12 protein-coding genes are annotated in these 11,342 nt (G+C 60.1%); 10 read left to right on the top strand and 2 right to left on the bottom strand.

Annotated elements, in window-relative coordinates; all coding sequences use genetic code 11:
• Nucleotides 1-6 precede the first annotated feature (6 nt).
• From CFI11_RS09305 to CFI11_RS09290, 4 genes are all read left to right on the top strand, one after another.
• A complete protein-coding gene (locus CFI11_RS09305; RefSeq protein ID WP_130405248.1) occupies nt 7-768 on the top strand; it encodes a phosphoadenylyl-sulfate reductase in 762 nt (253 codons plus the stop codon).
• Entirely contained in the window at nt 765-1,172 is a 408-nt protein-coding gene (locus tag CFI11_RS09300; protein WP_130405246.1) for a DUF934 domain-containing protein, read from the top strand. Before CFI11_RS09305 ends, CFI11_RS09300 begins: the two co-directional genes overlap by 4 nt.
• Nucleotides 1,173-1,243: 71 nt before the next feature.
• The gene (locus CFI11_RS09295; RefSeq protein ID WP_130405244.1) at nt 1,244-2,092 is read left to right on the top strand and encodes a ferredoxin--NADP reductase; all 849 of its coding nucleotides are present in this window, start codon (nt 1,244-1,246) and stop codon (nt 2,090-2,092) included.
• A gap of 6 nt (nt 2,093-2,098) precedes the next feature.
• Nucleotides 2,099-3,307 carry an MFS transporter gene (locus CFI11_RS09290; RefSeq protein WP_130405242.1) on the top strand — a complete coding sequence of 403 codons (1,209 nt, stop codon included), beginning with the start codon at nt 2,099-2,101 and terminating at the stop codon, nt 3,305-3,307.
• 16 nt (nt 3,308-3,323) lie between these two features.
• Here CFI11_RS09290 and CFI11_RS09285 read toward each other — a convergent pair whose 3' ends face one another.
• A complete protein-coding gene (locus tag CFI11_RS09285) occupies nt 3,324-4,163 on the bottom strand; it encodes a hypothetical protein (protein ID WP_130405240.1) in 840 nt (279 codons plus the stop codon).
• Nucleotides 4,164-4,364: 201 nt separating this feature from the next.
• Here CFI11_RS09285 and infC point away from each other — a divergent pair, with 201 nt between their 5' ends.
• The 6 genes from infC (at nt 4,365) to CFI11_RS09255 (ending at nt 10,121) form a co-directional block, all read left to right on the top strand.
• The gene (infC, locus tag CFI11_RS09280; RefSeq protein WP_130409977.1) at nt 4,365-4,916 is read left to right on the top strand and encodes a translation initiation factor IF-3; all 552 of its coding nucleotides are present in this window, start codon (nt 4,365-4,367) and stop codon (nt 4,914-4,916) included.
• A gap of 386 nt (nt 4,917-5,302) precedes the next feature.
• The gene (locus CFI11_RS09275) at nt 5,303-6,112 is read left to right on the top strand and encodes an AraC family transcriptional regulator (protein WP_130405238.1); all 810 of its coding nucleotides are present in this window, start codon (nt 5,303-5,305) and stop codon (nt 6,110-6,112) included.
• Nucleotides 6,113-6,194: 82 nt separating this feature from the next.
• Nucleotides 6,195-7,151: a proline dehydrogenase family protein gene (locus CFI11_RS09270; protein WP_130405236.1), complete on the top strand. Its 957-nt coding sequence runs from the start codon at nt 6,195-6,197 to the stop codon at nt 7,149-7,151.
• Nucleotides 7,152-7,540: 389 nt separating this feature from the next.
• Nucleotides 7,541-8,065 (top strand): hypothetical protein, encoded by a 525-nt coding sequence (locus tag CFI11_RS09265; protein ID WP_165390229.1) that lies wholly within the window; start codon nt 7,541-7,543, stop codon nt 8,063-8,065.
• 15 nt (nt 8,066-8,080) lie between these two features.
• A complete protein-coding gene (locus CFI11_RS09260; protein ID WP_130405232.1) occupies nt 8,081-9,280 on the top strand; it encodes an asparagine synthetase B in 1,200 nt (399 codons plus the stop codon).
• The gene (locus tag CFI11_RS09255) at nt 9,264-10,121 is read left to right on the top strand and encodes a DMT family transporter (RefSeq protein ID WP_130405230.1); all 858 of its coding nucleotides are present in this window, start codon (nt 9,264-9,266) and stop codon (nt 10,119-10,121) included. The genes CFI11_RS09260 and CFI11_RS09255 overlap by 17 nt, the downstream gene beginning before the upstream one ends.
• On the opposite strand, the gene CFI11_RS09250 is transcribed toward CFI11_RS09255, so the two are convergent.
• On the bottom strand, nt 10,115-11,302 hold the full coding sequence (locus CFI11_RS09250; protein ID WP_130405228.1) for an MFS transporter: 1,188 nt from the start codon (nt 11,300-11,302) through the stop codon (nt 10,115-10,117). The genes CFI11_RS09255 and CFI11_RS09250 overlap by 7 nt on opposite strands.
• Nucleotides 11,303-11,342 lie beyond the last annotated feature (40 nt).

The following is an 11,342-nucleotide window of genomic DNA, read 5'->3' as shown; positions in this document are numbered from 1 at the left end:
GGTCCCATGCTTCTTCTCGACAAAAATACGGGAAGTGCACCGCAAGCAAAAGCGCGCGCGGTGGACGAAAGAGCGGTCGCGCTCAACGCGCGGTTCCGCCATCACTCCGCCACGGACGTCATGCGTGCGGGTCTGACCGGGGCGGGGCGGATCGCGCTCGTCTCCAGCTTTGGCGCGGAGTCGGTCGTGCTGCTGCATATGGCGGCACTGATCGACAAGACGACGCCGGTGCTTTTCATCGACACGGAGATGCTCTTCACCGAAACGCTGGTCTACCAGGCAGAGGTAACCGAGCGTCTGGGACTGACCAATGTTCTTATCATTCGCGCAGACGATGTCGCACGCGAAGACCCGGACGGCACGCTGCACCAGCGCGACACCGATGCGTGCTGCGCGTTGCGCAAGATCCGACCGCTGGAGCAGGCGCTGAAGGGATTTGACGGCTGGATCACCGGGCGCAAACGCTTTCAGTCGGGCACACGGGCCACGCTCGACTTTTTCGAGCGAGAGGCCGGGACAATGCGCCTCAAGATCAACCCGCTCGCCCATTGGGCACCCGAAGACGTGCGCGCCTATATGGACGAAAACCGTCTCCCCCGGCATCCGCTGGTGGCCAAGGGCTATCCGTCCATCGGCTGTGCGCCCTGCACGTCGAAAGTGGCCGATGGCGAAGACCCACGCGCCGGGCGCTGGCGCGATGAGAACAAGGATGAATGCGGTATCCATTTCGTGAATGGCCGCGCTGTACGGATTGGAGCCAAGACATGACAGTGATAGTAACCGATGCAGGCTTTGGCCCCGACGATTGGACCGGTGGCTATGTCGCCCTTGGCGAGGCGGCAAACGATGTGTCTGCCCTCGACATCCCTTCGGATGCGGATATCAGCCATCTGGGCAACCGCCTGCCTGGCGTCGAGATGATCCGCATCGACTTTCCCAACTTCGCAGACGGGCGCGGCTTCACATTGGCGCGCCAATTGCGGCTGGCCGGCTACGCGGGCCGTCTGCGGGCGCGGGGGCACGTTCTGTCGGATCAATATGCGATGGCGCGCCGCGCAGGCTTTGACGAGGTAGAGATCGACAACGCCCTTGCCCACCGCCAGCCGGAGGAAGAATGGCGTTTCCGCGCCAATTGGCGCCAGCACGATTATCAGGCCCGCCTGCGCGGCTGATTGACCGCTTCCCTCTCTCCCAAACCCATTCTAAAGAGGACGTGCATGTGTCAACATGCGCTGACATTGACATGACCGAGCAGACAATCGTGACCGAAGCTTCCGCCGTAAAAGTGCCCACACTGCCCGATGCCCAGACAGTCACCGATGTGCAGCACTGGACAGACCGCCTGTTTTCCTTCCGCGTGACCCGGCCCGCCTCTTTGCGCTTTCGCTCCGGCGAGTTCGTGATGATCGGCCTGATGGGCGATCCGGATCCGAAGACCGGCAAACAGAAATCCCTGCTGCGCGCCTATTCCATTGCCAGCCCCGCTTGGGACGACGAGTTGGAATTCTACTCGATCAAGGTGCAGGACGGCCCGCTCACCTCCAAGCTTCAGCATATCCAGCCGGGGGACGAGATCATCTTGCGCCCCAAACCGGTCGGCACGCTGGTTCATGATGCATTGTTGCCCGGCAAGCGGATCTGGTTCTTTGCCACCGGCACGGGCTTTGCCCCCTTTGCGTCGCTTTTGCGCGAGCCGGAGACTTACGAGAATTACGAACAGGTCATCATCACGCATACCTGCCGCGATGTGGCCGAGCTGGACTATGGGCGCCGGCTGATCGAAGAGCTCAAACAGGACGAGATGATGATTGAGCTTCTGGGCGAGGAAAACCTCGCCAAGATCCGCTATTATCCGACAACCACGCGGGAGGAGAGCCCCAAGATGGGGCGGATCACCACGCTGCTGGAAAACGGCACCGTGTTCGCGGATCTGGGTATCGACGGCATCTCGCCCGAGGCGGATCGTGCGATGGTCTGCGGCTCGCTTGACTTCAACACGGATATGAAGACGCTGCTGGAAGGGTTCGGCCTGACCGAAGGCGCCAATTCCGAACCGGCGGAATATGTGGTCGAGAAGGCCTTCGTGGGCTAGCTTCCGATGCGGGCCGGATCGGCCCGTGCCGCGATGAAAGCCCAAGACATGCCCGAAAGCTCGCCCCGTACCGTGATCGCCATCCTTTCGACGGCAAACTTCGTGACCGGGATCGGGGCCTTCGTGATCGTGGGCCTTTTGAATCCGCTGGCCGCCGATCTGGGCATGAGCGCCGCGCAAGCAGGTTGGATCATGGTGGTCTATGCGCTGGCCTATGCAGTGCTGTCCCCGCTGCTGGTGTCAGCCACGGGCCGCATCGGACGCAGGCGGGTTCTGGCCTTTGCCTTTGGCCTTTTTGCACTGTCGAACCTGATTGCAGCCCTGGCCACGGGCCCGGGGCTCATGTTTGCCTCTCGCATCATCGCCGCGGCTGGTGCCGGTGTGGTGACGCCGGTCGCCGCTGCCGTTGCAGCCGGGCTAAGCCCGCCTGAGCGGCGCGCCCGCGCGCTTGCCGCTGTCTTTTTCGGCCTCACGCTGGCCCAGGTGTTGGGCGTGCCCGCCGGCAGCTACATCGCCTACACATTTGGCTGGCGGATCGCCTTTGGCCTAGTCGCGCTGCTTGCGCTGCCCTGCCTCTGGCTGATCTGGACCCGGGTGCCAAGTGGATTGTCCTTTGCACCGGTGTCCTTGAAGGATCTGGGCCGCACCCTTGGCAACCTTCCTCAGATGATTGCCGTCGCTTTCACCGCCGCCCTGATGGGGTCGATCTATGTGATCTACACCTACATCTCTCCCCTTCTGGCCGAGACGATGGCCTTTGGCCGCGACGGTATCGCGCTGGTGCTCTTGATCTTCGGACTTGGTGCGGTGGCGGGCAACCTTGGCGGGGGTGCGGTGACCGACCGGATCGGCCCCGTCCGGACGCTCAGCATCCTTGCCGTCGCGCAAATGCTGATCATGCCTGCATTTTCACTGTTGCCGATGCCCGTTCCGATGCTGCTGATCCTCAGCTTTTTGTGGGCGATCTTCGGTTGGTCGTTCATGGCGGCCCAGCAGGTCCGGCTGATCAGCCTGGATCAGGAACAGGCCAGTGTCCTTCTGGCCCTGAATGCCGCCGCGATTTATGTAGGCGCCGCCCTTGGATCAGCGATCGGATCTGCCGTGATCTCGAACTTCGGGCTGGCGGCGTTGGGACTGACCGGCGGCCTTTGCGCCATCGGTGCGCTTCTCACGCTCTTTGTCGGAGAGCGGATGCGAATGGCGCAGGCTTCTTAAAGCCTGCGCCAGCATGTCAAAGGTCCAGAGCGGATCGAACTTGCTCTAGCACATTGGACAATGCCTCGGGATTGTCCCGTGCCTGCTCCAAAGATGTCTTGAGCGCTGTCTTTTCGATATCGCTGAGCGTGGATGCGTCAACCATCGAGACGGCTTCGTCAAAATCAAAGCCGCTGACCGTCAACGCGCCACCCGCATCGGCGGCAGCGACCGTCTCGTCGCTGGTTGCTTCGGTATCGGTCGCCGAACTATCCTCAGGTGCCGTTTCGCTTGTGGAGCTGGCCGCCGCGTTTTCATCCACAGGTGCGGTTTGGGGAATTTCGGCTTCTGTCGGCTCGGTTCCGGTCACGGCATTCAACGCTTCATTGACTGTCTCACTGACGGCATCAGCAGCAGTGTTTGCGGCCTCTGTCGCGCTTTCGATGGCAGCGCCAGCCGCATCAGAGGCGGCATTTGCTGCGGATTCCGCGCCTTCGGTGATGGCCGTCACAGCGTCAGACGCCGTTTCCTCGGCCGCTGTTGCCGCATCCGAAGCCGCTTCGGCCGCGTTATCTGTTGCTGTTTCGGCTGCATTTGCGGCGTCTTGCGCTGTCTCTTCAAGGGCAGTGGCCGTGTCCTGCGCAGTCTCCTCAACCGCACCGGCTGCGTCTTCGGTGGCCTGTTCGACTTCGGTTGTCGTGTCTTCCACCGCCGCGGCCGTATCTTCGGCAGCCTCTTCCAGCGGTTCGGGCGCAGTCACCTGGGGCTCCGGCGTGGCGGTTTCGATGGTATCATCCCCGTCCATCTGGCCCGTATAAAGCACGTAGCCCGCGATCAGGATGACCGCCGCAACCGCAACCCAGATCAAGGTTCTCATCGCTTTTTCCTCATTTTTGGTATTTTCACAGGCATTTCATCCGCCTAACTCACAATGTGGGAGATGCGTTCCGACCTCCAAGGTCACAAGGGGGAAACTTGCCGGTTTTCGGCACACTTGGCCGATTTCCGCCTTGAAGTGGACGGGCCGCGCGTCTACTTTGCGAGACTGAATTTCTGCAACAATCGAAGGAAGTTTGACATAGCCCGCAGACCTCACAACGCGCCGCCGCAACGCGACACCGGCCCGCGCGTAAACGACAAGATCCGTGCCCCTGAAATCCGCCTGATCGGTGCGGAGGGTGAAAATGTCGGTGTCGTGCACCCCGCCAAGGCCATGCAACTGGCTGACGAGGCGGGCCTGGACCTCGTGGAAATCTCGCCCAACGCCAATCCGCCCGTCTGCAAGATCATGGATTTTGGCAAGTTCAAATACGAACAGCAAAAACGCGAGAGCGAGGCACGCAAGAAACAAAAGATTATCGAGGTCAAGGAAGTCAAATTCCGCCCCAACACGGATACGCATGACTATGATGTCAAAATGCGCAACGTGTTCAAATTCCTTGAAAATGGCGACAAGGTGAAGGTGACCCTTCGCTTTCGCGGCCGCGAGATGGCGCACCAGAACCTGGGACGGGAGCTGTTGGAGCGCGTGGCGGAAGACGTGAAAGATCTGGGCAAGATCGAGAATATGCCCAAGATGGAAGGCCGCCAGATGATCATGATGATCGGTCCGCTGCCACAAAAGGGCTGATCACGGCAGAGTGTCCCTCTGCAGCACGCCAAAACCCCGCCCGGCTCGCCCGAAGCGGGGTTTTTATTTGGATGCCTGAAGCCTTGCGTCCTATGCAGCATGCCCATTTTTGCAAGAGAGCCGTCTGACGACAGGAACGCAGGCGCTTCACCCCAGACGCGACCCTTGCTTCGCCGCGCCTCCTTTCGAAATGCTTGGAGATCCGGGAACCCGGGTTGGCGCTGAACGGCGCGGCCACGCGTCCCGCTCCTCCGACTACAGCAGCTTCTCTCCCGTTAAGATAGCCCGTTCTACCGACCTCCTGTTTGAAGGAGACGCCCATCGTCGCCTTGCCCCGATAAGCTAAGGCTTTCCTTGGGTGTCGGCCGAGCGGTATATGCGTCGGCATGGGCGAAAGTCTTTACCATCATCTTGACTGGCTTCATGGGATCGAGCTGTTCGAAGCCGCGTTCAGCACTCAAACCTTCTCGAAGCACGCGCATGAGGGGTTTGCCATCGGCGCGATCGCCGAGGGCGTCGGGGGATACCTTTGCCGGGGCGAAACGATGGCGCTTCCCACCGGGTCGCTGTCCCTGATGAACCCGGAAGAGCCCCATACCGGTTACGCGGCGACGCCTTGGCTGCGCTACAATATGCTTTACGCGTCCGAAGCCGCGATCTGCTCCGTTCTGCAGCTCCGCAGCCTCCGAGGCTTTTCGACAGTCGCACCCAAGGACCGGGGGCGCGCGATTTCCAAAGGCCTGTCGGCCTTGGCCTCTGCCCTGCATGCGCAAAAGTCGCGAGACTGGCACCTCCGCGTCGAAGAGGCGGTTTACGATGTCCTCTCGCAGTCCTTTGTCCGATATGGCAACGCGCATCTACCGCCAACTGGCCGTGAGCCGCGCGCGATCTCAACCTTGAAGGAACGCATTTTCGCCGGTGTTGCCGTGGGCGAAGATCTGAGCCTCTCCAGCCTGGCGGAAGGCGTCGGGCTAAGCGCGTCCTACCTGATCAGGGCCACGCGCCGCCAGACGGGGCTGACGCCTCACGGCTTGGTGCTTTGGGCCCGTATCGAGCAGGCGCACCGCCTATTGCTTCGGGAAATCCCCGCTGCCGAAGCGGCCTATATGGCGGGCTTTTATGACCAGTCGCACATGATCCGGCAATATCGGCGCCATTACGGCGTAACTCCGGGCGCCGTGATCCGGCATTCCTAAAAGGTCAATTTTTTCCAATCTCGGTATCGGCCAAAGCGGTAAGCGATGGGGAAACACCCACAGCAAGTGAAAGTCATGTCTGATGATGCGACGTCTTTGGCAATCCGCGATGATTGGCCTCGCCCGTTCCGAAACCGCGAAATCATTTATGCAAAACAGCCGCGCAACATCTTTTCTGCGCGGCAAATACGTGGCGGGCGAGAGCGTTGCGGCGGGGTGTGAGCGCGCGGTCTCTTTGTTCGAAAGGGACGGTATCCGGTCGTCGATGTTCTTTATGGGGGAATACGTCGATGACCCGGCCCTCGTGGACGAAACCCTCCGCAACAAAATGAACATAGCCGATGCCATTGGCGGGCATCAGCTTGATATTCACGTGTCGGTTGATCCGACGCAAATCGGGCATGTGATTGATCCAGAGCGCGTGCAGGAGCATGCCCAGTCGATTGCCGAAAGGATCAGACAACTTGCCGGACACAGGGATGGCGTTCACTGCCTGATGTTCGATATGGAAGATGCCAGTTTGGTCGATCCGACCATAGCGATCCACAACACTTTGCAGGACATGGGGCTTCCCGTCGCCCTGACGCTTCAGGCCTACCTCCGGCGCACGCGCGAAGATATCGGGCGGCAGCTTTCGCGCGGCAGCCGCGTCAGGCTGGTGAAAGGTGCCTTTGCCGCGGGCGCAAAGCTCGCCTTCCAGTCCAATTCAGAGATCAAGGACAATTCCAGACAGCTGATAGAGTTGATGTTCTCGGCCCCTGCCCGGTCAAGCGGCTTCTACCCGATCATTGCCACCCACGACACTGCGCTCCAGGACGTCGCGATTGAAACCGCCCGACGTAATGGCTGGGCCCCAGGTGAGTATGAGTTTGAAATGCTCCTGGGCGTTCGCGAAAACGTTGCAAGAGACCTCTCCGCCAAAGGTGAGCGCGTGCGGGTCTATGTGCCGTTCGGACGGGACTGGTGGCCACACGCCGTGCGTCGCATTGGTGAAAACCCCAAGAACGCAATGCTTTTGATCCGGTCGCTCCTTCAGTAAAACTTGGCTCGAAACACCGCCGGGCATTCTTGGCATGGGCGTTTGGTCAGCGGCCTTGTCTGACCAAGCTGGCACATCGCTGATCCCGAAGCATCTGCAAGACGGTCATGGACAGCGATCAAAGCGCAAAGCTGATCAGGCCCGCGCCGAAGCTAGGCTCCACGACCGACAAGGCGCGTCGGATAAAGAACGCGAACATGCGGACACACCCCGATTTGCACAAAAGGGCGCTTCGAAAGGGGAGCGCGATGTTTCGAGCGGAGATCGGCGATTTTGCTTTATCTCGTTCGCATTGTTCCGCGCATTCCAGGACTGCGGTTCTTGTGGTTGCCAGGCAATGCGTTCACCACCTGCGATATCTGAAAACACAACCTCAAGGGGAATTCAGGATGTGCAGAATGTTCGGTGTGCTGGGCCAGGGCGATGGTCTTTCACAGCTGTCCGCCATGACCCGTTTGATACCAGGCGGCCCGGACGAACAGAACCTGAGATGGGGAAACGGATGGGTTCTTGGGCATACACGTTTGGCCATCAACGGGGTTTTGAACGGCAGCCAGCCCTACACATCTCTCGGGCTTCACGGTCTCTTTGTGGGCGAGATTTACAACTACCGCGCATTGGCAAAACAGTTTCAGATCCCGCTCTCGCCCACAGGTTCGGACGGAGAAGTGATCCTGCCGCTTTTCCAACGCTTCGGGCCGGACTTCGTTCGCCACCTCGAAGGTATGTTTTCGATTGCCATCATGGATGTGACAGGTCCCCCTTCCCTTCATCTCTACACCGACCCCTGTGCGATCAAACCGGTCTACTATCTCAAAAAGAACGGCTCGCTTGGCTTTGCCTCAGAGATTGAAGGACTGCCTAACTTTGAGGACAAAGACCGAACGATCCATGCCTCCGCCTTTGATCGCTAGGGTGCCTTTCGCGCCATGTTGGGTGGCCAAACGATCTTCCCCGGCATCAAGGTTCTGGAGCCTGGCACCTTCCTGACGTTCCGGGCCGGACGGGCCACGATCAACGACTATACACCGCTTCATGCATCCTTCCCGGAGGGAGCGATGGAGCGTCCGGACTTCGCCACCGACGTCCGGGCCGGCGTTCAGAAAACGCTGATGACCGATGTGCCTGTCTGCACGACGCTGTCCGGCGGGCTGGATTCAAGCCTTGTGGCGACCCTTGCAGCCTCGGATCGCCGAATGACCCATGCCTACAATGTCTGGTACGAGGGGGATTGGGCAGAAGACGAAACGGCTTATGCAAGAGAGGTCGCGGAGGCGGCGGGACTTCGATATGAACAGGTCACGGTGCGAAATGATCGCTTTCCGGAGCAGATCCAGGCCATGTGCAGGGCCTTGAGCCAGCCCAACGCCGCTGCCCATTGTCTCAGCACTTTCGCGCTTTACGAGGCGATCGGACAAGCCGGATTCCGGGTCGCCCTTGTTGGCGAAGGTGCGGATGACTTCTTTGGCGGTTATGATCGGATGTACGACATTGCCACCAGCGGTCGGAAAGAGGGCGCCCTTAATGCCTATGTCACGGATCTGGCGGCCATCAAGCCCGATCTCAGGGCGCAGATCGTCGTTGAGGATGCCAGGATTGATCTGACCACAGACGCGTTTCGGGAATTTCTTGAAAGCTTGCCCGGCAAAAGCCTGACCCGGAAGATCCTGACATTCGAAGCACGGCACCGCTTGCCTTATTATATCCTGCATCGCGTCGATGCGCTGAGCATGGCGCATTCTGTGGAGGCGCGGGTGCCATTTTGTCTGCCGTCAGTGTATCGCCACGCGCTCTCCGCTGCTGATGGCGAGCTGATCGGGCATGGACGCCGAAAGGCACCGATCTATGCGGCGGGCAAAGGCGTGCTGCCTTCGAGTGTCGTGAACCGCGCCAAGCAGCCCTTCTTGCTGCCGATCGCCGGCATGCTGCGTCCGGGCTATCCGGTATACGATCTGCTGATGGATACTGTTGCCGCTCCGAAGATCACGCAGTCTATCGTGAACATCCCGGAGTTGCGCGATCTCATCGACCGGAACAGTGCCTCGCCCTCGAACACGCTGGGCAATGCGATCTGGGCCTGGTTGGTTTTCGAGCTTTGGGGACAGGAGCATCGTGTTCAAATTGGATAACCGACAGCAGGCGATCGGCCTGATGATGCTGTGCCCCATGAGCCTTGCGCTGATGGGATATGCGGTGAAATTAAGCCATCACGTGCCTGTTGCGCTTGTCCTGCTCGCCCGCTTCGGGATTTCTGCCCTGGTCTACGGCACCTGGCTTGGTCTCAGGGGGTTCGAATTCAGGAGTATTCGGCCAACCCGGCACGTTTTGAGAACGGCGCTTGGCTTTTCATCGGTCGCTTGCCTGTTTGGCGCGATCTCCATGATCCCGCTGTCGACCGCGCTTTGCCTGTCCTATACCGTCCCGCTCTTCACCTATGTCATCTCGGTGGCGTTGGGACATCTGAAAGCAGACATCCGGTTCGTCTATGTGGCCATCGCTATCGTGGCAATTGCGCTGATCGTCAGGCCGTCGGCAGATATCAATCTGCTCGGTGCATGCCTTGGCCTCGCATCTGCATTCTTCGGCGCGCTCGCGTTGTTCGAGATCAAGCGGATTGCCAAGACAGAGGGATCGGACGCGATCCTGATTATGTATTTTCTGTACTCGACACTTGCCTTGCTGCTCTTTTCTATTTTCGGAACACAGCGTCTGGAAGACGATATCACCGCATCTCTTCCCGCTCTGATCGGTGTTGGTCTGTTCGGTCTTGCGTATCAATTCAGCCTTGTCGGCTCCTTGGCGCGCGCGCCCGTGGCGACGGTCTCACTTGCGCTGCTGGCGGCGGTCGCCATCGGCTATGGAATAGATATCATCGCCTTGGGCGCGCAGGTCAGCGGGTGGGCGGTCCTCGGAACGGCGCTTTTGGCTGCGAGCATCGCGGGGTACAGCCTTACGGATCGTTCTCAGTAAGCGGACCTCAAACGCAGCAGGACAGGGGCGACCAAGGCAACGGCGACAAGCCCCGCTGACATAAGGGCCAGCACTGTCCAACCGAAATATGCAAAGGCAAACCCGGCTGAAAAAGCACTCACCGTCGAAACAAGGGCGACAAGCGTGTCGTTGATCCCCTGCACCACCGCCCTTTCTTCACTTGTGACAGCGGCGTCCAGCATGGTCGTGGCCGCGATAAACGCAAAGTTCCATCCGATGCCCAGCACGATCAATGCGCCATAAAAGTGCATCGCGGTGATCCCAAGCGCCGCCCCGATGGCTGATGCGATGATAGTGGCCAGCCCGACCGTCGCGATGGTTTCGGCCCCGAAGCGTTTGATCAAGAAGCCGGTGAAGAAACTTGGCGCGAACATCGCAACGATGTGCCAACGGATCACGTCGCTCGCCTCGGCATCTCCAAATCCGCAAGACACCATCGCAATCGGTGTGGGGATCATCAAGAATACCATGATGCCTTGGGCGACCGCGGCGATCCCGACCGCGCGCTTGATCGCAGGGCGACGGAGCGCGGCAAGCATGCCAAGCCGCGTGCGACGTGTCGCGGACGTCACGGCTTTGACGGCAGGCATCCGCACGAAAGCGAGCGGCACCAGCCCGATCACCCCAATGACACTCACCGCCGCGTACGCGCCGACAAACGGGATGGGGTAAAGCGCGTCTTTGGCCGCGATAAACACCTGCGGTCCGACGATGGCCGCAATCAGCAATGAACTGAGCATCAAGGAAATCGCAACGGGCCGCCATTGCTTGCCTACAACCTCCCCCGCGGCAAACCGGAAATATTGAAATGACGCCCAACCTGCGCCCATCAGGAAATGAGCTGCACATAAAAGTGCGAAGGTCCCGGACGAGAGCGCCTCTATCGCCGCGATCCCGCCCAAGGCGGTCAGCACCCCGCCCAGCGCAAATCCCGCCGTCCGTCCAACCCGCTGCATCAACAAGGAAAACGGCGCGGCGGCCAGCATCGCGGCAAGTGTCTGGACCGACGAGGGCAACGTCGCGAACGCGGGGTCCGGGCTCAGCATCAGCCCGGCCAGCCCGCCAAGCACCAATTGGATCGGAAACGCCGCGCCGAGGATCGTGTTTGCCGCGAAGAGACCCGCGAAATTGCGATTAGTCAGGATCGAAAACAGGGACATCGGCCATCTGAAAGCTGTGCTGAGAGCAAGCTAGCGCTGC

The sequence above is a fragment of the Thalassococcus sp. S3 genome, assembly GCF_004216475.1.
Lineage (GTDB): Bacteria > Pseudomonadota > Alphaproteobacteria > Rhodobacterales > Rhodobacteraceae.
Note: the sequence above shows the minus strand (reverse complement) of the source record. Positions and strands in the feature narration are given on the sequence as shown.

Excerpts from the sequence above, each read along its gene's own strand:
- CFI11_RS09265 (WP_165390229.1), top strand. The coding sequence starts at position 7,541 with ATGTGCAGAATGTTCGGTGTGCTGGGCCAGGGCGATGGTCTTTCACAG.
- CFI11_RS09295 (WP_130405244.1), top strand. The coding sequence starts at position 1,244 with ATGACCGAGCAGACAATCGTGACCGAAGCTTCCGCCGTAAAAGTGCCC.
- CFI11_RS09290 (WP_130405242.1), top strand. The coding sequence starts at position 2,099 with ATGCGGGCCGGATCGGCCCGTGCCGCGATGAAAGCCCAAGACATGCCC.
- CFI11_RS09275 (WP_130405238.1), top strand. The coding sequence starts at position 5,303 with ATGGGCGAAAGTCTTTACCATCATCTTGACTGGCTTCATGGGATCGAG.
- CFI11_RS09270 (WP_130405236.1), top strand. The coding sequence starts at position 6,195 with ATGATGCGACGTCTTTGGCAATCCGCGATGATTGGCCTCGCCCGTTCC.
- CFI11_RS09260 (WP_130405232.1), top strand. The coding sequence starts at position 8,081 with ATGTTGGGTGGCCAAACGATCTTCCCCGGCATCAAGGTTCTGGAGCCT.
- CFI11_RS09300 (WP_130405246.1), top strand. The coding sequence starts at position 765 with ATGACAGTGATAGTAACCGATGCAGGCTTTGGCCCCGACGATTGGACC.
- CFI11_RS09285 (WP_130405240.1), bottom strand. The coding sequence starts at position 4,163 with ATGAGAACCTTGATCTGGGTTGCGGTTGCGGCGGTCATCCTGATCGCG.
- CFI11_RS09250 (WP_130405228.1), bottom strand. The coding sequence starts at position 11,302 with ATGTCCCTGTTTTCGATCCTGACTAATCGCAATTTCGCGGGTCTCTTC.
- CFI11_RS09305 (WP_130405248.1), top strand. The coding sequence starts at position 7 with ATGCTTCTTCTCGACAAAAATACGGGAAGTGCACCGCAAGCAAAAGCG.